Source organism: Bacillus sp. GMa5/1, from assembly GCF_050172015.1.
GTDB lineage: Bacteria > Bacillota > Bacilli > Bacillales > Bacillaceae_G > Bacillus_A > Bacillus_A cereus.
In genome coordinates, this window is the sequence record NZ_JBNLYC010000070.1 from 1 (window position 1) to 22,817 (window position 22,817).

Sequence of the window (22,817 nt, forward strand, 5' to 3'; positions counted from 1 at the left end):
TGACTCTTGGAAATGGCAATCAAATAATAAAAATGGCTATTTAGAAGTTTAATGATGAATATAAAAAATGACCTTTGCATAAAAGCAAGAGGTCATTTTTTATATTCATTTTCTACTAAGTTTATTAGCGAACCTAGAAAAGAACGTTCGCTGTTTTAAATGATATGATTTTACAATATCTTATGCTAGAAGGTAGTAGAATGAGATAGAGTAATGTATTATTTTATTAATTTTTTATGGGAATTGAAAGCGTATTATTGAAATGTATTCCAACACTTGTATCATTGCTAGAGTACGTTTATAATCAAGGAATCCTAGTTCATGTTTTGATAGGAGTATTTATTATTGAAAGCGTTTTAAGTTCACTCCTTTTTTGAGGTAGGAGGTCTGACTTATTTAGGTTAAAAATTATGTATGTAGTTTTAAATGGGAAGAAAAATAATATAAGTATCATTTTATAGTGTGGGGAGGTTAAAAGTGTGAAAGGTAAAGATTTTCACACGAATATATATGGGTTATGTAGGATTATTACTTTCAGGGGCAGCTTTATTTTTAAATAGTCTTGTTATATTAGGGAAAGCAGAGATGAAAAGTGCGGGTGTTTTTAATTTATTTGTGGGTGCACTACAAATTATTATTCCGTTTTATTTGATTATGATTTCTGACCAAAGCAATTGGACAGTGTATTCATATGCGGCTACTTTCTTATTTGGATTAACTTATTTATATGTAGGTGTTACTTTTATAAAAGGAATGGATAGTAGTGGTCTAGGATGGTTTTGTATTTGGGTAGCAATTATAGCCTTATTCTATATGGTTGTTTCATTTGTTCAATTCCATGATGTTGTTAATGCGTTAACGTGGTTTATGTGGGCATTACTTTGGTATTTATTCTTTGTATTAAATACACAAAAGAAGAACATTAATCAATATCTTGGAAGGATTGCCTTCGTACAATCATGGGTAACATTGACTTTACCTTCACTCTTTTATTTTATGGGAGTGTGGGGAGAGGGATTCGTATATGAATTATGGGTTTATGTATCTGTAATTTCTATTTTATACTTCTGTTATTGTATTTATAAATATCGAGTACGTTAATATATTATCTGTATAAAGGCATGGAATCGTTAAACGAATTCCATGCTTTTTATATGTTAGCACTTATAATAGAGAGGTAGTATTTTACAATTTGCTAAAGTGGGGATGATGAAGTTGAAAAAAGTATTGGTGCTAGGGGGAACAAGATTTTTTGGTAAACATTTAGTAGAAGCACTTTTGCAAGAGGGGCACGATGTAACGATTGCGACGAGAGGAATTACGGAAGATTCTTTTGGCAGTAGAGTAAAAAGACTTATTGTAGATAGGGAAGATGAAAAACAACTAGCAGAGCGTCTAGGAGATAAAAGTTATGATATTGTATACGATAATTTATGCTATAGCTCGAATGCAGCGAAGGTAATATGTGAAGTGTTACGAGGGAAAACGAAGAAATATGTTATGACATCTTCAATGGCCGTCTATGAACCTGCCCTAAGCTTATCAGAAGAAGACTTTAATCCGTACGAGTATGCAATCGCGTATGGAGATAGGAATGACTTCAATTATGGTGAAGGAAAGAGATTAGCTGAAGCCGTTGTATTTCAACATGCAACATTCCCAGTCGTTGCAGTGCGTTTTCCAGTTGTTATTGGAGAAAATGATTATACGAAAAGGTTACAATTTTACGTTGAATGTATTGTGAACCAAAAACCTATCGTTGTGGATCATGTAGATGGAATTTTGTCATTTATACATGAAAAAGAGGCAGGAGAGTTTCTAGCTTGGTGCGGAATGGCAAATGTGAGAGGACCAATTAACGCCTGTAGTAACGGAGTAGTTTCTATGGAAGAAATTATTCATTTCATAGAAGAGAAGACAGGAATAAAAGGACTCATTCAGAAAGCTGGGGGAAATATAGCTCCTTATAATGAGGTAACTAACTGTACGTTACATAATGGAAAGGCTCGTGAATTCGGATTTTTGTTCCGAGAGCTGAAACTAGAAATAAAAAATATTTTAAAACATTATATAAATACAATGAAGTAATCATAAATCCCCCGGTGGCAATCCGGGGGATTCTGGAGGATTTCGACAATACTGATTTTACATTACCAAATTTACCTTATACGTACGACTAATGTTTTTGTGATTGAATTGCTTGTAAATACTTCTCGTTTACTTGGTCCCAGTTTACTGTATGCCACCAGTTGGTAACAAACTCTGGGCGCCTATTTTGATACTTTAAATAATAAGCATGTTCCCATACATCAATTACGAGTAAGGGGATTTTCCCTTCTTGCAAAGGCGTATCTTGATTTGGTGTACTCATAACAGAGAGTTCCTCACCGTCAAGAACAAGCCATCCATAGCCACTTCCAAAACGACTAATAGCTGCTTTGGAAAGTTGATCTTTTAAGTTGTCAAAGGTATTGAAATAATAATCAATTACTTTTGCAACGTCTCCATTAGGCTCACCACCACCTCGTGGGCTCATCACTTCCCAAAAAAGACTATGACAATAGTGACCACCACCGTTATTTCGTACAGCTGTAACAATTTCCTTCGGTAAAGCATCTAAATTACATAGCAATTCTTCTAAAGATTTATTATGTAATTCAGTATAATTTTCTAAAGTAGCATTTAAATTGTTTACGTATGTCGCATGGTGCTTTCCATGATGAATGGCAAGTGTATTGCTATCAATATGTGGCTCTAGTTCATCATAGTCATATGAAAGCTTTGGCAATTGAAATGAAGACATAACATTCCCTCCTTTCGACTTAAAAAGTTGGTCTAGGTAAAAATACTTTACCTGAGTCAAAAATACACCCATTTTCCATATAAGTCAATAGTAATTCCATTAATTTTCTGAAAAATATTACAATAAAAGTAACACTCTCACTTTCATTTGTGACTCCTATCCTTTTTGCTTATACTGTAAAGTAGCAGGGTTTTGTTGAAATAGAAGGAGATTGTTTATGAGTAAAACGAAACAATTAATAGAGGAAGCAAGTAATTTTATTACGATTTGTTATAAGGAGCTTCATAAAGAACAATTGATAGAAGAACGTATAAAAGAAATTCAAATTGAGATAGAGAAGACAGGGACATATGAGCATACATTTGAAGAACTTGTTCATGGTTCACGAATGGCATGGCGTAACAGTAATAGATGTATTGGAAGACTATTTTGGAGTAAGATGCACATATTAGATGCGCGCGAAGTAAATGATGAAGAGGGTGTATATAATGCATTAATTCATCATATTAAATATGCAACGAACGACGGAAAAGTTAAACCAACCATTACGATTTTTAAGCAATATCAAGGTGAAGAAAATAATATAAGAATTTATAATCACCAATTGATTCGATATGCAGGATATAAAACAGAAACGGGAGTGATTGGTGATTCTCATTCCGCCACATTTACGGACTTTTGTCAGGAGCTTGGTTGGCAAGGAGAAGGTACGAATTACGATGTATTGCCACTTGTGTTTTCTATAGATGGAAAAGCGCCTATATATAAAGAAATTCCGAGAGAAGAAGTAAAAGAAGTGCCAATTGAACACCCGGAATACCCTATTTCATCACTTGGAGTAAAATGGTATGGTGTTCCAATGATTTCAGATATGCGTTTAGAAATTGGCGGTATTTCTTATACAGCCGCTCCGTTCAATGGATGGTATATGGGAACAGAAATTGGGGCGCGCAACTTAGCAGATCATGATCGTTATAATTTACTTCCGGCTGTTGCGGAGATGATGGATTTAGATACATCGAGAAACGGTACCTTATGGAAAGATAAGGCGCTAATTGAGTTGAATATTGCCGTACTACACTCCTTTAAAAAACAAGGAGTTAGTATTGTTGATCACCATACTGCTGCACAACAATTTCAGCAATTTGAGAAACAAGAAGCTGCTTGTGGTCGTGTTGTAACAGGTAATTGGGTATGGCTTATTCCACCATTATCTCCAGCTACCACCCACATTTATCATAAACCGTATCCGAATGAAATTTTGAAGCCAAATTTCTTTCATAAATGATATTTAGTGTAGGTTTTTTCTGTGAAATATAATTTTTTTTAATTACTGTTATGTAGCAAATGGAAGCCTTTACTCTCGGTTATTTTTGGAAGAGGCTTTTTGAACCAAGGAGTTCCTTATGTTATAATCAAATTTCTGTTTCGAAGACCTTATAGAAATATAAGGTCTTTTGTTTTGCTTTTTTATGTAAGAGGAAGAGATTCTTTCTTTTTAATAAGGGATTTGGCATATTTTTAGGGACAACATAAGTATGTGGGAAGTCGATAAAATGTTATTCATATATAATTATTGTGTTTTGGTTTTAAACAATAAAACATAATAAAGTTGTTTTTTTTAGATTGCTGAGGAAGGAGGAAGTGTAAATGAGGATGAAGAGTCGAAAAACTGATTGGCCTGTATTTATTATTAGTGGTGGTTCACTTTTATTATTTGTAATTGCAGTTTTTTTGAACAAGGATTATGTAGAGAGTGCGATTAATAAAAGTTTCGCTTTTTCAATTAAATATTTCGGTGCCTTCTGGCAAGTTTTATTATTAGGTACATTTATTGTTGCGATGTGTATGGCGTTCTCCAAATATGGGAGAGTTAAGCTTGGAGGATTAGAAAAACCTGAGATTAGTACGGCAAAATGGCTTGCTATTATTATGTCTACATTACTTGCCGGAGGTGGCGTTTTTTGGGCAGCAGCAGAGCCAATGTATCATTTGATGACGATGCCACCAATACATGATGGTATATCTGCTGGAACGAAAGAAGCAGTCATGCCTGCTTTAGCACAAAGTTATATGCATTGGGGATTTTTAGCATGGACGATTTTAGGTACAATTAGTGCGGTAGTTATGATGTATGGACATTATCATAAAGATATGCCGCTAAAACCTCGAACGCTTTTATATCCTATTTTTGGGGAAAAATTAAGAAAGAGCCTGCTTGGAACGATAATTGATGCAGCTGCAATTATTGCAGTGGCTGCAGGTACAATTGGTCCAATTGGATTTTTAGGTTTACAAGCAAGTTATGGATTACAAGAATTATTTGGAATTTCTAATGTGTTTACTACTCAATTAGCAATTATTGTTTGTGTGGTGGCCGTGTCTACCATATCGGCAGTAACAGGTATTGATAAAGGGATTCAAATTATAAGTAATTTAAATGTTAGATTAGCAATTGTATTAATGGCATTCATATTACTATTTGGGCCAGGTGGATTTATTATTGATTCGTTTGTTTCTTCGTTTGGATTTTATGTAAATGAATTTATACCGATGAGCACATATCGTGGTGATGCAAGTTGGTTAGGATCTTGGACAATCTTTTTCTGGGGATGGTTTATTGGATACGGACCAATGATGGCAATTTTAGTGAGTCGAATTTCAAGAGGGAGAACGATTCGAGAAATTATCGTTGCAATTGGAATTATCGCACCTATTATTACAACGTTTTGGTTTACTATATTAGGTGGATCAGGCGTGTTTTATGAGTTGATGAATCCTGGGTCTATCTCGGACGCATTAAGTGAATCTGGTATGCCGGCAGCTATGATTGCAATTACAGGACAATTGCCACTTTCTAATATTATTGGACCAGCATTTCTTTTATTAACAATTTTATTTGTAGTGACAACAGGGGATTCAATGGCGTATTCCATTTCAATGGCAGTGACTGGAGACGGAGATCCTAGAATTAGTTTGCGAATTTTTTGGTCGCTTATTATGGGCGCAGTTGCAGCAATTCTTTTATATATGGGTGAAGGAAGTATTAATGCGCTACAATCGTTTATCGTGGTGACGGCAGTTCCGGTATCAATTTTGTTATTCCCAATGCTATGGTTAGCGCCTAAAGTTGCGGGAGAATTAGCATTAAAACAAGGTATTGTAAAAGAAGAAGATAAAACTGCATTCTTATTTCAGAAGGCTAGTAAATCAAAATAAATAAAAACGTAAAAGAGGAAGCATCTTAAATGAGATGCTTCCTCTTTTACGTTTAATCTAATACTTTTCCCTTTGTTTCTGGTACACATAGTAGCATTGTAATTAACCCGATTGGGTAGATGATAAAAATCAAGGACAATGCTCCAAGTAGGTTGCCACCTGTAGCGAGTAAGCCAATAATAACAGGCCCAAATCCAGCTAACCCACGTCCTGTACCGAAAATAAAGTTTTCAGCGGTAGAGCGAGCTTCAGCAGGATAGTTTTCAGCTAAAATTGCCCCAAATCCTCCCATCATTCCATTTGCAAAGAATCCAAGCAATGCACTTCCCCATAATAATAATGTTGAATCTGTGAATAAGAAGAAATAAATGAGACAGTATACTGTACCGCCAATATAATAGATTGCAAAAGTTTTACGGCGACCAATTTTATCAGCTAGAATACCAAAGCTTGCAATTCCAATTAGCATACCGATGGTAGAAATGAACATCCAGCCACTTGCTTTTGCTAATGTATAGTTATATTTATTTGCTAAAATAGTGGGCATCCATGTGAAGATTCCGTAATATCCGAAGTTTTGGATAAATGACATAATAATAAGACCAATTGTTGTAATTGTTACTTTTTTATTGGCAAATAACTTTCGAAGTGGGAATTTTTTTATATGTTTTAGTTGTTCTGCTTCAGTAGTTGTTAATTTACCTGTAGCTTCTTTTTGCAACAGTTCCTTTTTGTAGCGTTGTTTTTGCTCCCATATTCTCGGTTCACTTAAACTTTTACGGACATAGACAGCTAGTAAAGCTGGAATTAATCCAAATAAGAAAACGGCTCTCCATCCAAAGTGTGGGACAATAAATGCTGGAAGGAGTGAAGCAATCAGTACACCAAATTGCCATCCAAGTGCAACAACAGATGTCGCTTTAGCTCGCATTTCTTTAGACCAGGTTTCTGTTACGATGGCCATTCCGATTCCGAATTCACCACCAACTCCCATTCCAACTAAAAAGCGCAGAATTAATAATTGCCAGTAGTCTGTTGCGAAATAAATGAGTGCGGTTGCTAGTGAAAACAGTAAGATTGTGAAGGCCATTGTACGAATACGGCCAAATAAATCAGCAATAAATCCAAATAAATAAGAACCAATTAACATTCCTATTGTGGTAGCTAAAGTTAAGTTTCCACCTTCAACAGGACTTAAGTGAAACTCTTTTAAAATATAGACAAGTACGAAAGATAATAGCAACATATCTAAACCTTCTGCTGCATATCCTAGCGCAGAACCAAATAATGTTTTATATCTTTTCGCTTTTGTCTCCTCTGTTGTTTGTTGTACATCAGTAGTGACGTTCATTATTACTCCTCCTTATTTTCTACAGTCGCTATGGAAGAATAACAAAAGGCCTTCTCACCTGATATGATGAGAAGGCCAAAAAAGCATACGTATCCCCAAAAAAGAACATACGTATATTGTATTCCGACTTCCTTCTCAACCTCACGGGGTTGGGTTAAAGGACTGTATTATATTACTTTATTTTTAGCACTCTTCTATTGTATTGTCAAATAAAGAGGAAGTTATTATGTGTAAAATATTTCAAAAAACATTTCGTTCTTCTTGACGCCGACTTCATTATTTTCCCATAATAAAACTAACTAAATAAAAAGGAATGAATCAAAGATGCTAAATTTAGTACTCATGATGATCGAACGAGTCGGACTTATAGTTATTTTAGGATTTTTACTCTCTCATATTAAAACTTTCAGACGCCTCCTTCATAAACAGGATGGCTATGTAGATAAGCTTAAGCTTATTTGTATTTTTTCGGTATTTACAATTGTAAGCAATTACACTGGGATTGAAATAGCAGGAAATACGATTATGAATGAAAACTGGTTACAAGGTGTTTCTTCTTCAAGTACAATTGCGAATACGCGTATTATGGGTGTTGGTATTAGCGGCTTACTTGGTGGCCCTATTGTAGGGGTTGGAGTCGGATTTATTGCTGGCATTCATCGTTATATGCTTGGTGGTACGACAGCGCTAAGCTGCGCAATCTCTTCTATTTTAGCTGGGATTATAACTGGTTATATCGGATATATTTTCAAAAAATATAATCGTACAATTACTCCTAAGTTTTCAGCAGTTTTAAGTGTTTTTATCGTATCTTTAGAAATGCTAATGATTTTATTAATTATAGAGGATGGAATTAGCGTTGTGAAAACAATAGCGATACCGATGATTCTTGTAAATAGTTTTGGAAGTTTTATTTTACTTTCTATGATACAAGCTATTTTGCGTCAGGAGGAGAATGCAAAGGCACTTCAGACTCATAAAGTATTACGTATTGCAGATAAAACGTTACCGTATTTCCGCCAAGGCTTAACAGAAGAATCATGTAAGCATGTGGCACAAATTATTCACCGTTTTACAGGAACAGATGCGGTATCCTTAACAGATACAGAGAAAATATTAGCTCATGTTGGATTAGCATCAGATCACCATATTCCTTCACATAGTTTAATAACCGGTTTGTCGAAAGAAGTGTTAAACACAGGGAAAATAATGAAAGCGAAATCACGTGAGGTTATTAATTGTCAACATGAAGGCTGCCCTTTGCAAGCGGCGATTGTAATTCCACTAACTTCACATGGAAATACGATAGGGACATTAAAACTCTATTTCAAAAACCCTAACCAGTTAAGCCGTGTGGAAGAGGAATTAGCAGAAGGGTTAGCAAAAATCTTCTCCACGCAGTTAGAGTTAGGAGAAGCTGAGTTGCAAAGTAAATTACTTCAAGATGCGGAGATAAAAGCATTACAAGCGCAAATTAACCCGCACTTTTTATTTAATGCGATTAATACAGTATCAGCTTTATGCCGAACAGATGTAGAAAAAGCAAGGAAGTTATTATTACAGCTTAGCGTATATTTCCGTTGTAATTTGCAAGGGGCACGTCAGTTATTGATTCCACTAGAACAAGAATTAAACCATGTACAGGCATACTTATCCCTAGAACAAGCAAGGTTCCCAAATAAGTATGAGGTAAAGATGTATATTGAGGATGAGCTAAAGACAACTTTAGTACCACCATTTGTTCTTCAACTATTGGTTGAAAATGCATTGCGACATGCTTTTCCGAAGAAGCAACCAGTATGCGAAGTGGAAGTGCATGTTTTTGAAAAAGAGGGTATGGTTCACTTTGAAGTAAAAGATAATGGACAGGGAATTGAGGAAGAACGTTTAGAACAATTAGGAAAGATGGTAGTTTCGTCAAAGAAAGGGACTGGAACAGCTTTATATAATATTAATGAACGTCTTATTGGGTTATTTGGGAAAGAAACGATGCTTCATATTGAAAGTGAATTAAATAAAGGGACGGAGATTACCTTTATTATTCCAAAAAAAGTAGGGGAGGAAGAGCCGGGTGTTAAAAGTATTAGTAGTTGACGATGAAATGTTAGCACGTGATGAACTAAAGTATTTATTAGAGAGAACGAAAGAAGTTGAGATAATTGGTGAGGCTGATTGTGTGGAAGACGCATTAGAAGAACTAATGCAAAGTAGACCAGATATTGTGTTTTTAGATATTCAATTATCCGATGATAACGGATTTGAAATCGCGAATATATTAAAGAAGATGAAAAATCCACCTGCAATTGTATTTGCTACTGCCTATGATCAATATGCGCTGCAAGCATTTGAAGTAGATGCGTTAGACTACATTTTAAAACCATTTGATGAAGAGCGTATTGTGCAGACATTAAAGAAGTATAAAAAACAAAAACAAGCGCAAATAGAAACGAAGCACGAAATAAAGGGGACAGATGTAACAGCAGAGATGCATAAATTAGCATTACCAATTGAAGAATCAATCGTACTTGTGAATATTGAAGATATTATATATGTAGGGCTTGTAGATGGGAAAGTAACAGTAAAAACAACGAGGGAAACGTATGTAACACATGATACACTTGTAATTTTAGAGAAGAAGTTACCACAAGCAAGCTTCATGCGCGTACACCGTAGCTTTATTGCGAATATTAATCATATTACTGAAATTCAGCCATGGTTTAATTCTACTTATAATTTAATCATGAAAGAAGGATCGAAAGTACCTGTTAGCCGTACATATGCAAAAGAACTCAAGAAGCTGCTTCGTATTTAAGAAGCAGCTTTTGTATTTCATCCTTTTATATTTGTAACTGATTCCGTATATTTGACGTTCTGTTATGTAAACGCTTACTTATACGTTTGTATCCTATACAATAAAGGTACCAAATCGAAAGAGGTGGCCAAAATGAGTACGAAAAAAGTATATAGTTTCTTATCACAAGCATTCATATTCTCAGCTATTATGTTAATTTCTAATATTATTGCAACACATTTACCAATTCCAATGCCTTCATCGGTAATCGGGTTAGTTATTTTATTTAGTCTATTATGTTTAAAAGTTATTAAATTGGAGCAAGTTGAATCACTCGGAACAGCTTTAACAGGTATTATTGGATTCTTATTCGTCCCATCAGGTATTTCAGTTATTAATTCTCTTGGTGTAATGGGGCAATACTTTGTACAAATTTTAACTGTAATTGTTGTAGCAACAGTTATTTTACTTGCTGTAACAGGGTTATTTGCACAATTTATTTTAGGAAAAGATGAAAAAGAAACAGAAGATACAAAAGAATTGAAAGTAGTAAATAAAGGACGCAAGCACGGAAAGGTTGCGTAACCATTGCATTTATATATTGTTAGGAGGTAATGAACATGGCAAGCACAATGACTCCATATTTCGGAATCGTCGTTTCATTAATCGCATACGGAATCGGAACATTATTATTCAAGCATTCAAAAGGGTTCTTCCTATTTACACCATTATTCGTAGCGATGGTATTAGGGATTGTCTTTCTAAAGGTAGGTAACTTTACTTTTGAAGAATATAATACTGGCGGAAAAATGATTAGTTTCTTCTTAGAGCCAGCAACAATTGCATTTGCTATCCCACTCTATAAACAAGTTGATAAGTTGAAAAAATATTGGTGGCAAATTTTATCAGCTATCGTGGTTGGATCTATTTGCTCAGTAATTGTCGTGTTCATTGTTGCAAAAGCAATCGGTTTAGATACAGCAGTAATGAATTCAATGCTACCACAAGCAGCAACAACAGCAATTGCGTTACCAATTTCAGAAAGTATTGGTGGTATTCCAGCAATTACATCGTTTGCAGTTATTTTCAACGCAGTTATCGTATACGCATTAGGAGCATTATTCTTAAAAACATTTAGAGTGAAACATCCGATTGCAAAAGGTTTAGCACTTGGAACAGCGGGTCATGCATTAGGAGTTGCGGTAGGAATTGAAATGGGTGAGGTAGAGGCAGCGATGGCAAGTATTGCTGTAACAGTAGTTGGGGTTGTAACAGTAGTTGTCATCCCAATGTTCATACCATTCATTGGATAGTAAAACTTACTTAAAAAACAAGAAAAGCAAGCTATTTGTAGGACAGATTTCTACTGATAGCTTGCTTTTTATGTTACAGTAGTGGTAAGACCTATTTAAAAAAATATAAGTTTCCTTAAATCTTCATTAATACTATGTAGAATACGTTTTGAATTAGGTCATTGTATTGTAAAATAAGAAGTAAGCTACTATATACCTGTTAAGGTAGGCATATAATGAGTTTATAAAAATCTTAATCTGAATGAATAATTAAAAGTAGAAAAGAGAGAGAAATCTACTTATTAACGTTTTAGTTTATAGGACAGGAGAGAGTATTCGTCGATTATGCAAATAAAAAACCTGTTTCAAAGTAAAGGATTTCAGAGGTTACTCGTATTAGTAATACTTGCTCTCGTGTTATACGGGCTGCAAAGTATGTTGAATTTAATATTAATTACGTTTATTCTCACGTATTTAATGGATCGATTCCAAAAGTTTATTTCCCGCAAATTAGATCATTTCATGCCTATTAATCGAAAAATTATTATAGCATTTCTATATGTAATGTTAATTGGTGGAATTGCTATTACGCTATTTAAATATTTACCAGTATTGACGATACAAATTTCACAACTGATTTACCAATTCAATGTATTTTTAAGAAACCCACCAGATAGTGAACTAATTAAGTATGCAGTTAATGCTGTCAATCATATGGAGCTTTCTAAATATGTAGGACAAGGCGTAGACATTTTGTATAAATCGATTACGAATGTTGGTAAATTTGGCCTTCAGGTTTTACTTTCTTTAATTTTGAGTTTGTTTTTCTTATTAGAAAAATCTCGTATTGTTGGTTTTACTGCAAAGTTTAAAGAAAGCAGGCTTGCAATTTTCTATACTGAAATTGAGTACTTCGGAAAGAAATTTGCACGTTCATTTGGAAAGGTAATCGAAGCACAATTTTTAATTGCTGTTGTTAACTGTGTTCTTTCAGTTATCGCATTATGGATATTAGGATTCCCGCAATTATTAGGTTTAGCATTAATGATTTTCTTGCTTGGATTAATTCCAGTAGCGGGGGTTATCATTTCGTTATTCCCACTTTGTATGATTGCTTACAATATTGGCGGTATTATGTACGTTGTTTATATTTTAGTTATCGTAACAGTGATTCATGCGCTTGAAAGTTACGTATTAAATCCGAAGTTTATGTCGCAAAAAACAAATTTACCGATTTTCTATACTTTTATGGTATTAATTTTCTCAGAGCACTTCTTAGGTGTATGGGGACTGATTATCGGTATTCCAATCTTCATTTTCTTACTAGATGTTTTAGACGTGACAAGTGATGAAATGGAGAAGGATGTTGGAAAAAATAAAGTGAAGTAAGAAAAAGCATCGATGTTCGATGCTTTTTCTTTTATAACATGATGTTTCTTATGCCATACTGTAAGGAGAATATAGAATAGGGGTGAAGTAATGGCTGTAAATGAAAAGGTAGAGTTAGCTACATTTGCTGGAGGGTGTTTCTGGTGTATGGTTTCTCCATTTGAAGAGATGGAGGGCATTATACAGGTTATTTCAGGTTATACAGGCGGTCATAAAGAGGACCCAACGTATAAAGAAGTGTGCTCAGAAACAACAGGACATTATGAAGCGGTACAAATTACATTTGATGCAAATAAAATGTCGTATGAGGAATTGTTAAATATATATTGGAGACAAATTGATCCGACCGATATTGGAGGACAATTCCACGACCGCGGACAGTCTTATGAAACAGTGATTTTTTATCATAATGAAGAACAACATAAAAAAGCAGAAGCCTCAAAAGAAGAACTTGAGCAGAGTGGGCGCTTTTCAAAACCAATTGCGACAAAAATACTACCAGCAGCTACATTTTATCCAGCTGAAGAATATCACCAAGGATATCATAAGAAAAACACATTCCGCTATGAGTTATATCGTAAAGGCTCAGGACGAGATGCTTTTATTAAGCAACATTGGCCAAAGGATAATGCTCATTTAAAAGAAAAACTCAATGAGATGCAGTTTTATGTAACGCAGGAAAATGGTACAGAACCACCATTTCGAAATGAGTATTGGAACCATAAAGAGGAAGGTCTTTATGTAGACATTGTTTCAGGTGAGCCGCTATTTACTTCTCTAGACAAATTTGATAGTGGATGTGGATGGCCTAGTTTTACAAAACCAGTTATGTCAGCAAGTGTGAAAGAAAAGATGGATGTGAGTCATAATATGACGCGTACAGAAGTGAGAAGTAAGGAAGGAGATTCACATCTTGGGCATGTATTTCCAGACGGTCCAGGACCAAATGGACTTCGTTACTGCATTAATTCTGCAGCCCTTCGATTTATTCCAAAAGAGGAATTAGAGAAAGAAGGCTATGGTGATTTTCTAGTCTTGTTTGGAAATAAAAAATAACCTCGCAGTTAGCGAGGTTATTTTTTGTTATTTTGTTTTTTTCTTTTTAAATTTGCTTAATACTTCATAAACGATTGGAACAATAAGAAGTGTTAATAACGTTGAACTTGTTAATCCACCAATTACCGTTACACCAAGTCCTTTAGAAATTAAGCCACTACCTTCAAATCCTAATGCAAGCGGGATAAGAGCACCAATTGTTGCAATTGCAGTCATTAAAATTGGACGAAGGCGTGTTGCACCAGCTTCTAATAAAGCTTCACGTGTTGATAGTCCTTCATTTTCTTTATGAATAACGCGGTCGATAAGCACGATTGCGTTTGTTACAACGATACCGATTAACATAAGCGCCCCAATCATTGCAGACACACTTAATGTTTCACCGGAGATTAATAAGGCAACAAGAGCTCCGATAATCGTAAATGGTAGCGAGAATAAAATTGCGAATGGTGCAAGGGCACCGCCAAATGTAACGACAAGAACGAAGTATACAATGGCAATCGCAGCTAACATCGCTAAGCCAAGTTGCTTAAATGATTCTTCAATATCTTTTGTAACGCCGCCCATAGAAACATCTACGCCAGAAGGAAGATCCATTTTATCTACTTCTTTTTGAACAGCGGCAGATGCTTTTGAAACGTCATCAGATGTTAGTTTTGCACTTACTTCTGCATAAACACGGCCATCGCGGTGTTTCACTGTATTCGAAGTTTCACCTTCTTTTACAGTCATAACATCTTTCACAGCCACTTCAGTACCAAGTGGTGTTGTAATTTTACGATTTGTTAAGTCATCGATTGTTTCATAATTTTGTTTTTCAGCTTCTACATATACATTGATATCTTTACCGTCTTTTTTAATTGTTGTCAGAACAGGGCGATCATGTTGATTAGAAAGTCCCATTCCAATTTGAGCAGCCGTTAAGCCCATTTTACTCAGCTTTTCCTGATCTGCGACTAAAGTGTACTCTGCATACGTTTTTGCAATACTAGAATCTATATCTTTTAAGTCTTTATTTTTCTTCATGATATTTTGAATATCTTTTACAACAGGCTTAATGTCTTCTGAGCTATCTCCGTAAACGTATAGTTTAATTTCGTTACTACCGCCACTTGCTCCGAAGTCTTGGTTTTTCCATTCGCCTTTGCCAGACATCTTCTGTAAATCTTTAACGACTTGTTCTTTCTCTTTTTCAAAGTTTTTCGTGTCGTTATCATATTGCACGAAGAACATTGCTTGGTTTGATTGACCAGGACTCATTGGATTCTCTCCACCTAATGAGAACTGAATTGTTTTGACGTCTTTATTATTTTGGAAGTGCTTCTCAGCTTTTGTTGCAATTTTTTCAACGTCTTCTAACGTTTGACCTGGTTCAGGATTGTATGTTGCGATAATCATTTTTTCTTCTTCAGAAGGTAAGAAACTTACACCGATAACTGGTACAAGTGCAAGACTACCAACTAATAGAAGGACAGCGATACTTGATGTAATAATTTTGTGATTTAAAGCCCATGCAAGTATGCGTTTATACCCATTTGCTAATTTACTTGGTTTTTCTTCATGATGTACTTCTTTTTCCCTCATGCTCTCTTTCTTAAATAAGGAATGAGCTAGCATCGGTACGATTGTAACTGCTACTAGTAATGATGCTAATAAAGCGAAGACGATAGTTAAGGCGAATGGTAAGAACATTTCACCAATCATACCTTTTACTAGTCCAAGTGGTAAAAATACAGCAATTGTTACGATGGTAGAAGACATAATTGGGATAAACATTTCTTTCGTAGCTTCACGAATTAAATCTTTTCCGCGCAATTTCTCTTCTGATAACGACATACGGCGGTAAATATTTTCAATAACAACAATTGAGTCATCGACAACGCGGCCTATAGCAACGGTCATTGCTCCAAGTGTCATAATGTTAAGCGTAATATCCATTTGCTTTATGACTAAAACAGCAATTAATAAAGAAAGTGGTATTGAAACGACAGAGATTAACGTTGTTCGAATATTTCGTAGGAACAGCATAATAATAACGATCGCAAAGATAGCACCGAAAATTGCTTTGCTCAGCATTGTTTCTACTGATTTTTCAATAGGTGCACCTTGATCGAATGTTGAAATAATCTCTAAGTCTTTATACTTTTTCTCAAGTTCTTTTACTTTATCTTTTACTGCATTTACAACATCAACTGTATTTGCATCAGAGGCCTTCACAATTTGAATTCCAATTGCTTCTTTTCCATTTGTTCGAGAAATGGATTCTGCTTTCCCAACTTCTTTAATGTCAGCAATTTCATCTAATGTAACTGTTGGAATCCCGTTCATAGCAGCTGGATTCATTTGTGGCGTTTGTGCACCAGCGCCAGCATTTTGACTACCTTGACCGTTAGGTGAGGAAGGTATAGCTGGGATTTTAAGTTCTTTTAATGCTTTAATCGTTGTAATATTGCCATCTACAACAACTGATTTTTCCGTGTCTTTAAATGTGTATAAGCCAAGTGGTAAAGATACATCCGATCCTTTAATCACATTTTTTACAGTATCTTCACTTAGTCCTAGTTCTTTCATTTTATCTTTCTTAAAGATGAGCTGTACTTCATCTACTTGTTGACCAGCAATTTGAACAGATGCAACACCATCAAGTCCTTTTAATCCCGGTACAACATTCTTTTCTACATTTTCAGTTAAGGTAGCTAAAGATTCATTCTTGCTTGCTACGCTTAACGAAATAACAGGAAAGGCATTGAAGTTTACTCGTGAAACTTTAGGATCTTTAACACCTTCTGGGAGCTTTACATTTGTGAGAGCTTCTTTAATTTCTGTTTCTGCTTTTTCCATATTTTTATCAAAATCGTATTCTACTTGAATAGAAGATGCGTTTTGAAAAGATGATGAGCTCACAACGTTAACACCGCTTAAATTTTGTAGTTGTTCTTCCATCGGCTTTGAAACTTTATCAGCTACTTCTTCTGGTGTAGCACCAGGATAGACCGTAGTTACTGTCACAATCGGTGTTGTAATATCAGGAATTGTTTCCAGCTTCATATTGAGTCCAGAGTAGATCCCGGCAATAGTAACAATAATGGTTAGTAGCCAAACTGCGAACTTATTTTTTAACGAGAAATTGATGATTTTGTTCATGTTTGCGCTCCCTTTTTATTATATTGACCAACTGGTCAGTCTAATACATAATATAACTGACCGTTCGGTCAATCGTCAATAAAAAGAGATGGTATAATACATTTATAATAAGATGCGAGATTAAATTTAGGAGAGAAGATATGAAAGAAAAAGAGCGTTTGATTATAGAATCGGCTATGAAGTTATTTGCTACTAAGGGTGTAAATGCGACATCAGTGCAGGAAATTGTGACAGCTAGTGGTATATCTAAGGGAGCTTTTTACTTATATTTTAAATCGAAAGATGAGCTTTTATTAGCGACACTTCGATATTATTATGACAAAATCCAAAAGAAAATGCTGGATATTGAACAAGAGTCTTTATTACCACGTGAAAAATTTGCAAAACAATTACATTGTCAGTTTAATGATATACAAAAGCATAAAGAATTTATTATTATGCATGCGAGAGAAAATGCAATTCCGTTTAATAAAGAAGTAGAAGAATTTATGATGCGGATGAAGTTAGAGTCTCATGCATTTTATCGGAATAGTTTATTGTCCATTTATGGTGAAAAGGTTATGCCATATTTATTGGATTTAGTAATTATAGTAGAAGGCATATGCCGTGGTTATTTAGAATTAATTATTTTACAAGCACCAGAAATTGATTTATCGTATGTCGCTGCTTTTATTTTAAAAAGAGTAGATCATTTAGTAGATGGTTTGGTAGAATCTTCGGAAGAACCTATTTTATATGAAGAAAAGCTTGGAGAATTCCTTTGTAAATCAGAGCTTATTAAGGAACAAGTTAAAGAGCATTTTTTAAAAGAAATTATTGTATTTAAGCGTAGTTTAGCTGATCAATTAGAGGATGATGAGTTGTTAGTAACGTTAGATGTTTTAGAGGCGGAAATACGATTGCTTAATCCAAGAATTCCAGTAATTAGAGGTATGTTAGCAAATTTAGAGGCGTATCCGGAATTAAAAGAATTTCGATTACGACTTATAGGATACTACAATATAAAAAATTCTTAATAAAAATAAGTAAAAAACTCCTTGTCTACACAAGGAGTTTTTTCTTAAAGACTATTTACTATTTTGAGACCATTCTTCAACATCCCAAACTTTTGTAATCCAATCTTCATAGAAGTCCGGTTCGTGACATACAAGGAGGATTGTTCCTTTATATGCTTTCATAGCCTTCTTAAGTTCCGCTTTTGCTGTAACATCAAGATGGTTTGTCGGCTCATCAAATAGTAGCCAGTTACTTTCCTCACCCATTAGCTTACATAAACGAACTTTTGCTTGTTCTCCACCACTTAATTGACTTAATGGGCGAGAAATATGTTCATTTTTTAATCCGCATTTTGCTAACATCGCACGAATTTGATGCTGGTCTAAACCAGGGAATGTATTCCATACATCATCAATTGGTGTTATATTGTCAGCTTTAACTTCTTGCTCAAAGTATGCAGGCTCTAAGAAGTCACCAAGGCTTGTTTTACCGCTTAAAGGCTTAATTTTACCTAAGATTGTTTTTAGTAACGTTGATTTACCAACACCGTTACATCCAACAATAGCAATTTTTTCACCACGTTCGATCGTCATTGATAGCTTTGGTAGTAGCGGATGTGTATATCCGATTTCTACATTTTCACCTTCAAAGACGAAGCGACTACTTGCGCGACTTTCTTTAAATGAGAATTCAGGTTTAATTGCTGTTTCTGGGCGATCAATAAGTTCCATGCGATCAAGTTGCTTTTGACGACTCTTTGCACGACCTGTCGTTGAATAACGAGCCTTGTTTTTTGCAATGAAGTCTTCTTGCTTTTTGATAAACTCGCGCTGCTTTTCATAAGCGTTTATATGTTGGTTTTTATTGATTTCTGCTAGTTCTAGGAATTTTTCATATGTCGCTGTATAGCGTGTCATTTTTGTGAATTCTAGATGGAAAATAACATCAACACATTTGTTCATAAATTCTGTATCATGAGAAATTAATAAGAATGCATGTGGATATTCTTTCAAATAATTTGTTAACCAATGAATATGTTCAACGTCTAAATAGTTAGTAGGTTCATCAAGCAATAACACTTCTGGCTGTTCAAGTAATAGCTTTGCAAGCAATACCTTTGTACGTTGTCCACCACTTAGTGCTGAAACATCACGATCTAAACCAATAGCATCAATTCCAAGACCACGTGCAGCCTCTTCAATTTTCATATCTAGTAAATAGAAACCACCTGCTTCAAGTGCATCTTGTATTTCTGCCATTTGTTCAAGAAGTTCTTCTAGTTCTTCTGGTGTAGCAGTTCCCATTTTTTCTGTAACTTCATTTAAAGCTTTTTCCTTTTCGAATAACGGTAAAAATGCATCCGCTAGTACGTCACGAATTGTACGCCCAGGCGTTAAAACAGTATGCTGATCTAAGTAGCCGTAATGTGTGCCCGGTGTCCATTCTACGCGACCTTGGTCATGAATAAGCTGACCAGTAATGATATTCATGAATGTTGATTTACCAACACCGTTTGCACCAACTAATCCAACGTGCTCACCTGCTAATAATCGCATAGATACATCTTTAAATAATGTACGATCGCCAAATGTATGTCCTAATTTTTCAACTGTTAATAAGCTCATAGTATCCTCCGTCCAACTTGAAATAGTACCTTGAATCATGATACTAAATTCTTTCATATAATGCCATCATTTCAAAATGTATATATTTTCAAAACAAGCTAATGTACAAATGTTTATTGCTCATTTCCCAGACTTTTATGGTCCAAATGCAAAAAGCACACTTGTCCATCATACATTAAAGGCAATACTTGCAAATAAAATGTCTAGCTTTGTTGGAGATAAAAAGATTGCCCGTGAATATATTTTCACACGAGATGGTGAAAAAGCAATGGTTGAATTAGCTTCACATGATGAGGCCTATGGACAAAATTGGAACATACCAGGTTATGGTGTCATTACAGGTGAGGAAATGATTCAACACATACGGGAATTAACGGGATATACCAAACGAATAATAATTGTAAAAAGAGGAATGATCCAGTTCATTGGTCTGTTTGATAAGCAGATGAAAGAATTTGTGAAAATGCTATATTTGACGGAAAAACCAGTTGTATTAAGTGGAGAGAAATACGAGAAATGTATTGGAGAGTTACCAAAAACTTCTTATTATGATGGGTTAAAAGAAACAATTATGTATATGAAAAACAGATGTAAATAAAGAAGTTAAGTTCCTTTTCATGATTTTGAAAAGGAACTTAACTTTATACTACCTTTTCACCTAATTTTTGTTTTATAAACCCTAAAACGAATCCACGTATTTGAGGATCAATTACAATTCCGATTATACCGTATAGTATACCAGTAAGAGTTAAAGCAATTAGTGGTGGTAAGTTAATTAATGCAATTCGGTATAAACCGTAACTAATAATAAAGGCTAAGGAATTAAATATAATTCCTTTAACTAATAATTGCATGCCTTTACGAATAAAGAGGGTAAATCCGATTAATAGTGTAATTTCGGTAAGGATAGCTGCGACAGCTGCCCCCATCATTCCATATTTACTACCTAATACAATATAACCTATGATGGCAACAACTAATCCAATAGTCATTGTTGTTGCACGTTTCCATTGCTGGCCAATCGTTGTTAAATTATCGGCTAGTGGATAGTTAATTGATTGTAAAATAACCATAAACGCTAGAATAGCAAGAGCGTCACCGGCGGGAGCGTATTCTTCTCCTAATAAACTAACAATCCAGAAACTTGGATCAGCAATAAAGGGGATAGAAATTCCCATTCCTAAAAAAGACATAAGTTTTAATTCAAAACTTGATAATTTTCTATGTTCTTCAATATTTTTCTCATTACCAAAAGCAAACAGCCTTGGATAAAAGGCAGCTGCAATTACCCCAGGTATTTGATATAGTACAGCAGGTATTTTAGATGCAGCACCAAAGAATCCAACTTGCTTATATGTTGAAACCTTTTCTAATATAATAGGGCCCAATTGTGGTAAGAGCATAATAATGATTCCGTTGATCGTGAAAATAAGTAGTTGATCTAAAATGCCTTTATCCCAACCCTTATGGACTTTCGTATAACGTATTGTCATTATAAAGGCGATAACACCTGTTACAAGACTAGATACCCCGTACATGGCAGCAACCATCATAAGTGACCATTGGAAAGACATCCCTAGTAATAGGGCAGCAGCAGCTGTTACACCTTGTAGTACAGAAATAATAGCTGTAAATTGCATGCGTTCTGTTACTTGGAAGTAAGCCATTCCAACACCTTGTAAGGTTGCTCCGAACATTGTTGGTAGAACAACCCAATATACCATCGCACGTAAGTAAGCGTCGGGATAGAAGAACTGGGCAAAAATAGCGAAAAGTACAGAAATTACGATAGCTAATATTAAACGAATACGTAGATAACTACTTATTAGCACGCTAATATTAGCACCGCTTCTCGTTCCTTCACGCATAAACGTATGTGTCAAACCTGCATCTGTAAAGTAACAAATAACAGCTGAAACTGCTAACGCAGTTGTAAACATACCGTAATCACTTGGAGAAACATATCTTGCAAAGAAAATTGTTGCAATAGCCAGTACAAAGCGGACAGTAATGTTTCCTACAAAGAGGTAGGATGCGTTTTTTAGAATTTTATTTGTTTTCATGAGAAAAGACCTTTCTATTCTTTAGGACCCGGTTAGCTTGTCCTATTTGTAAATTTGATTTGTTCACAGAAAGAGAGAGTACCATTATATTTTCAGTTTAAGAAAACAGAAATTTAATTCGTACAAACCAAAGCATTGCATATAGTTTTTTACTACGCTTTCCATTCTTTGAATAGATTTTGCGGCAATATTTCTTAATATCTTTTTTGATTAATTGAACTTGTGATTTATCTAATTGAGAGTTTCCCTTAATATATATACAAGCGTTATTGATGACTGTATAAGGGAATAAATAAGTCTCAAGAATCTCAATAAGTGACTGAGGGTCTTTTGTAATGAAATCTTGAGACTTATTATGTACCCAGTCCTTCATACGATTAAATACTTCCAGCTCTTTTGTCGTTTTTAATTCATAATCTTTATATTTTGAAGAAAGATTTCCTTCTGATAAGATTCTATAATAAGTTAAGTATTCATCAACATAACATACATTTGTTACACTCATAAGTTTAAATAAAAACTCCAAATCTTCGCCCCAACTACATCCCGGTGTAAAACGAATGTTATGATCCATTACGATGGATCGTTTGAAAATCCAAGTACTTGTTTGAGCAACAACTTGATGTGTTAGGAATGCTTTTGACATATCGCCTTTAATAAAATTTGTTGTATGTTCAACCTTTTCGCCTGTTTCTTCGTAGAAATTCATATAACCACAATAGCACGCGTCCATTTCGTTTTTACGCATACTTTCGACTTGCTTCGAAATTTTAGTTGGATGCCATAAGTCATCACTATCAAGGAAAGCAATATATTCCCCACTAGCGTTTTCAATTCCTGTATTACGAGCTACCGAAACGCCTTGGTTTTTTTGATGAACGTATTTTACTTGCCCTGAGTATTTTTCAGCAAGGTTTTTTACGATAGAAGGTGACCGATCTTTACTTCCATCATCTACAATTACAATTTCGATGTTTTTATATGTTTGATCTAGTATTGACTGCATCGTCTCTTCAATATATTTCTCTGCATTGTATAGAGGAATAACAACTGAGACAAGCTGGTTTTGTTCCATCATAGAATTTTAA

General features: G+C 34.8%; 17 protein-coding genes and 1 pseudogene. 12 read left to right on the forward strand and 6 right to left on the reverse strand.

Features of this window, described 5'->3' with window-relative positions:
* Positions 1–510 precede the first annotated feature (510 nt).
* Positions 511–1,101: an AmiS/UreI family transporter gene (locus ACQGSG_RS16905; RefSeq protein ID WP_000542569.1), complete on the forward strand. Its 591-nt coding sequence runs from the start codon at positions 511–513 to the stop codon at positions 1,099–1,101.
* Positions 1,102–1,206: 105 nt separating this feature from the next.
* Entirely contained in the window at positions 1,207–2,088 is an 882-nt protein-coding gene (locus ACQGSG_RS16910) for an NAD-dependent epimerase/dehydratase family protein (RefSeq protein WP_325843030.1), read from the forward strand.
* Positions 2,089–2,176: 88 nt separating this feature from the next.
* On the opposite strand, the gene sodA is transcribed toward ACQGSG_RS16910, so the two are convergent.
* Positions 2,177–2,803, reverse strand: coding sequence for a superoxide dismutase [Mn] (gene sodA, locus ACQGSG_RS16915; RefSeq protein WP_000094035.1), 627 nt, complete (start codon positions 2,801–2,803; stop codon positions 2,177–2,179).
* 217 nt (positions 2,804–3,020) lie between these two features.
* On the opposite strand from sodA, the gene ACQGSG_RS16920 reads away from it, so the two are divergent.
* Positions 3,021–4,091 carry a nitric oxide synthase oxygenase gene (locus ACQGSG_RS16920; protein ID WP_000047625.1) on the forward strand — a complete coding sequence of 357 codons (1,071 nt, stop codon included), beginning with the start codon at positions 3,021–3,023 and terminating at the stop codon, positions 4,089–4,091.
* A gap of 362 nt (positions 4,092–4,453) precedes the next feature.
* Positions 4,454–6,022: a BCCT family transporter gene (locus ACQGSG_RS16925; RefSeq protein ID WP_325843029.1), complete on the forward strand. Its 1,569-nt coding sequence runs from the start codon at positions 4,454–4,456 to the stop codon at positions 6,020–6,022.
* A 52-nt stretch (positions 6,023–6,074) separates the two neighbouring features.
* Here the strand turns inward: ACQGSG_RS16925 and ACQGSG_RS16930 are convergent, their stop codons facing one another.
* The gene (locus ACQGSG_RS16930; RefSeq protein ID WP_098605887.1) at positions 6,075–7,373 is read right to left on the reverse strand and encodes an MFS transporter; all 1,299 of its coding nucleotides are present in this window, start codon (positions 7,371–7,373) and stop codon (positions 6,075–6,077) included.
* A gap of 324 nt (positions 7,374–7,697) precedes the next feature.
* Between ACQGSG_RS16930 and lytS the strand changes: the two genes are divergently transcribed.
* From lytS to msrB, 6 genes are all read left to right on the forward strand, one after another.
* Positions 7,698–9,467: a two-component system sensor histidine kinase LytS gene (gene lytS / locus ACQGSG_RS16935; protein WP_000933590.1), complete on the forward strand. Its 1,770-nt coding sequence runs from the start codon at positions 7,698–7,700 to the stop codon at positions 9,465–9,467.
* A complete protein-coding gene (locus ACQGSG_RS16940) occupies positions 9,445–10,185 on the forward strand; it encodes a LytR/AlgR family response regulator transcription factor (RefSeq protein ID WP_000921841.1) in 741 nt (246 codons plus the stop codon). Before lytS ends, ACQGSG_RS16940 begins: the two co-directional genes overlap by 23 nt.
* 132 nt (positions 10,186–10,317) lie before the next feature.
* Positions 10,318–10,749 carry an antiholin-like murein hydrolase modulator LrgA gene (gene lrgA, locus ACQGSG_RS16945; protein ID WP_000104901.1) on the forward strand — a complete coding sequence of 144 codons (432 nt, stop codon included), beginning with the start codon at positions 10,318–10,320 and terminating at the stop codon, positions 10,747–10,749.
* A gap of 35 nt (positions 10,750–10,784) precedes the next feature.
* A complete protein-coding gene (lrgB, locus tag ACQGSG_RS16950) occupies positions 10,785–11,477 on the forward strand; it encodes an antiholin-like protein LrgB (protein ID WP_000168868.1) in 693 nt (230 codons plus the stop codon).
* A 324-nt stretch (positions 11,478–11,801) separates the two neighbouring features.
* A complete protein-coding gene (locus ACQGSG_RS16955) occupies positions 11,802–12,845 on the forward strand; it encodes an AI-2E family transporter (RefSeq protein WP_001166010.1) in 1,044 nt (347 codons plus the stop codon).
* Positions 12,846–12,935: 90 nt separating this feature from the next.
* Positions 12,936–13,901: a peptide-methionine (R)-S-oxide reductase MsrB gene (gene msrB, locus ACQGSG_RS16960; RefSeq protein ID WP_000290175.1), complete on the forward strand. Its 966-nt coding sequence runs from the start codon at positions 12,936–12,938 to the stop codon at positions 13,899–13,901.
* Positions 13,902–13,928: 27 nt separating this feature from the next.
* Here msrB and ACQGSG_RS16965 read toward each other — a convergent pair whose 3' ends face one another.
* A complete protein-coding gene (locus ACQGSG_RS16965) occupies positions 13,929–17,045 on the reverse strand; it encodes an efflux RND transporter permease subunit (protein WP_325843028.1) in 3,117 nt (1,038 codons plus the stop codon).
* Between the two features lie 140 nt (positions 17,046–17,185).
* On the opposite strand from ACQGSG_RS16965, the gene ACQGSG_RS16970 reads away from it, so the two are divergent.
* Positions 17,186–18,061, forward strand: a complete 876-nt coding sequence (locus tag ACQGSG_RS16970) for a TetR/AcrR family transcriptional regulator (protein WP_098869456.1) — start codon at positions 17,186–17,188, stop codon at positions 18,059–18,061.
* A 51-nt stretch (positions 18,062–18,112) separates the two neighbouring features.
* Here the strand turns inward: ACQGSG_RS16970 and ACQGSG_RS16975 are convergent, their stop codons facing one another.
* On the reverse strand, positions 18,113–19,666 hold the full coding sequence (locus ACQGSG_RS16975; RefSeq protein WP_000055410.1) for an ABC-F family ATP-binding cassette domain-containing protein: 1,554 nt from the start codon (positions 19,664–19,666) through the stop codon (positions 18,113–18,115).
* Positions 19,667–19,754: 88 nt separating this feature from the next.
* On the opposite strand from ACQGSG_RS16975, the pseudogene ACQGSG_RS16980 reads away from it, so the two are divergent.
* Positions 19,755–20,264: pseudogene (locus ACQGSG_RS16980) on the forward strand (short chain dehydrogenase); the annotation flags it as partial.
* A gap of 43 nt (positions 20,265–20,307) precedes the next feature.
* On the opposite strand, the gene ACQGSG_RS16985 reads toward ACQGSG_RS16980, so the two are convergent.
* Both ACQGSG_RS16985 and ACQGSG_RS16990 read right to left on the reverse strand, forming a co-directional pair.
* On the reverse strand, positions 20,308–21,729 hold the full coding sequence (locus ACQGSG_RS16985; protein ID WP_098605890.1) for an oligosaccharide flippase family protein: 1,422 nt from the start codon (positions 21,727–21,729) through the stop codon (positions 20,308–20,310).
* Positions 21,730–21,826: 97 nt separating this feature from the next.
* Entirely contained in the window at positions 21,827–22,807 is a 981-nt protein-coding gene (locus ACQGSG_RS16990) for a glycosyltransferase (RefSeq protein ID WP_325843026.1), read from the reverse strand.
* Between the last annotated feature and the right edge of the window lie 10 nt (positions 22,808–22,817).

Coding starts and splice junctions, on each gene's coding strand:
- ACQGSG_RS16930 (WP_098605887.1), bottom strand. CDS start 7,373: ATGAACGTCACTACTGATGTACAACAAACAACAGAGGAGACAAAAGCG.
- sodA (WP_000094035.1), bottom strand. CDS start 2,803: ATGTCTTCATTTCAATTGCCAAAGCTTTCATATGACTATGATGAACTA.
- lrgA (WP_000104901.1), top strand. CDS start 10,318: ATGAGTACGAAAAAAGTATATAGTTTCTTATCACAAGCATTCATATTC.
- ACQGSG_RS16975 (WP_000055410.1), bottom strand. CDS start 19,666: ATGAGCTTATTAACAGTTGAAAAATTAGGACATACATTTGGCGATCGT.
- ACQGSG_RS16920 (WP_000047625.1), top strand. CDS start 3,021: ATGAGTAAAACGAAACAATTAATAGAGGAAGCAAGTAATTTTATTACG.
- ACQGSG_RS16970 (WP_098869456.1), top strand. CDS start 17,186: ATGAAAGAAAAAGAGCGTTTGATTATAGAATCGGCTATGAAGTTATTT.
- ACQGSG_RS16925 (WP_325843029.1), top strand. CDS start 4,454: ATGAGGATGAAGAGTCGAAAAACTGATTGGCCTGTATTTATTATTAGT.
- lytS (WP_000933590.1), top strand. CDS start 7,698: ATGCTAAATTTAGTACTCATGATGATCGAACGAGTCGGACTTATAGTT.
- ACQGSG_RS16990 (WP_325843026.1), bottom strand. CDS start 22,807: ATGATGGAACAAAACCAGCTTGTCTCAGTTGTTATTCCTCTATACAAT.
- ACQGSG_RS16965 (WP_325843028.1), bottom strand. CDS start 17,045: ATGAACAAAATCATCAATTTCTCGTTAAAAAATAAGTTCGCAGTTTGG.
- lrgB (WP_000168868.1), top strand. CDS start 10,785: ATGGCAAGCACAATGACTCCATATTTCGGAATCGTCGTTTCATTAATC.
- msrB (WP_000290175.1), top strand. CDS start 12,936: ATGGCTGTAAATGAAAAGGTAGAGTTAGCTACATTTGCTGGAGGGTGT.
- ACQGSG_RS16910 (WP_325843030.1), top strand. CDS start 1,207: ATGATGAAGTTGAAAAAAGTATTGGTGCTAGGGGGAACAAGATTTTTT.
- ACQGSG_RS16905 (WP_000542569.1), top strand. CDS start 511: ATGGGTTATGTAGGATTATTACTTTCAGGGGCAGCTTTATTTTTAAAT.
- ACQGSG_RS16955 (WP_001166010.1), top strand. CDS start 11,802: ATGCAAATAAAAAACCTGTTTCAAAGTAAAGGATTTCAGAGGTTACTC.
- ACQGSG_RS16985 (WP_098605890.1), bottom strand. CDS start 21,729: ATGAAAACAAATAAAATTCTAAAAAACGCATCCTACCTCTTTGTAGGA.